This window comes from Hydrogenivirga sp. 128-5-R1-1, from assembly GCF_000171895.1.
In genome coordinates this window covers 1-1664 of sequence record NZ_ABHJ01000279.1, presented here as the reverse complement: position 1 = coordinate 1664, position 1664 = coordinate 1, and the positions used below count along the sequence as shown (strand labels likewise).

The window sequence follows — 1664 nt, the reverse complement described above, 5'->3', positions numbered from 1 at the left end:
AGTAGAACAGTCAGTTCCTGAAATTCCTGTCATGTTTGTAGGACTAACGGTGATAGAAAAGGCTCCTACTGCTGTTTGAGGGCAACTATCTCCTGCTGATACCGTAAAATTATAGTTACCTACACTATCAATTACTAATCCAGATAAAGAACAAAGTGAAGTTGTGTTTCCAGAACAAAAATTAACACTTGAAGGTAAACTTCCGTTTTGAAGTGTCCAGGTATATGGACCTACTCCTCCATTTGCAGTTATAGAACCATTATAGCTATCACATAAGTTAACTGCTGGTAAATTTGAAGTTAGAGATAGTGATGGACAATTTATGTTTATAGTATAAACTCCAGTTACATTTTGTTTAGAAGCTGAACAACTATCACTATAACCCACTTGAAAATTGCACGTAGCTGCTCCTGTTGGGGTTCCTGAAATTATTGCATTGGATGAGGAACATGTTAAACTTAAACCTGCACACGACGAAGGAGTACATAAAGTGTTTGTATAAGGAGATACACCTCCATTAGGAAGTATGGATAAACTATAAGGAGAACCTACATGTGCAGTATAACTACCCGAAGAAGGTGATAAAGTTAATGCTGTGCACGTAGTTCCACCACCTCCTCCACTACCACTACCTGCAGAACCAGATAGGATTGTCAACGAAAATGTTTTATCTACAGAACCAGCACAACTATCTGTAACTCTAACTGTTATTTGGTAAGTTCCTACTGCTGTATCTATAGTACCATTATCAGCCCTTAAGACTCCATTTGAATCTAATACAATATCAACACCTCCATTGTTAACAAGTTGCCATGTATAATTTCCTGCTCCTCCGCTTGCCTGAAGTTGAACTCTGTAATCATTTCCTTTATATGCATAGGGTAAAACATTTGTATCTATTTTTACAGGGTTTGGTTTTACTGTTAAAGGTATCTGAGTTGTTGTTGTTTCACTACAACTTGTTAAACCAACAGAAACTCTATAGCTTCCAGCAGTTCCAGAACTTGGAGTTCCTGAGATACTATTCCCAGTTGCATTTAATCCTGTAGGTAATCCACTTATATTCCATGTGTATGTACCATTTCCACCTTTACCTGTCAAATTTGCATTATAAGCCAAACATTCTGTAGCATCTGGTAAGCTTGTTTCAAACACATAGGGAGGTTGAGCTTTTACTACTAAATTGAAATTGGCAGTTGTTTGATTATTAGGAGGAGGATTTAAACTATCTGTAACCGTAGCAGTCAGATTTATGGTCTTAGTACATGTACCTAATTTACCATCTGTAGTAGTAGTATCACAATTAACTTGACCATAGATTTTATCATTACTGGCAGATAATCCACAATCTAAACCAGACCAAGAATAACTATACGGAGCCTGTCCTCCATTGACATGTAAAGATGCTTCATAATATTTATCTTCTGTTGCTGTTGGTAAGTTGCCTGATACTGTTAAAGGTGGAGGGCATAAATCTTTTCTTAGTGAATTTATGTCATAGTAGCATATGAAATCATCGTAATTATTTACACCAAAAGGTTTCACATCTAAAGTATTATCTCCATCAGGATTCGTATTATCTACTCTATTTTCACCTTTACTATATATTGCAAAAACTACATTATTTTTAGTAGAAGCTATAGTAGTATTATCACTATATATGT

At 35.8% G+C, this 1664-nt stretch carries 1 protein-coding gene; it reads right to left on the bottom strand.

Features of this window, described 5'->3' with window-relative positions:
* Positions 1 to 1664, bottom strand: a 1664-nt coding sequence (locus HG1285_RS19935; protein ID WP_198005459.1) for a hypothetical protein, incomplete at both ends; no start/stop codon positions are given.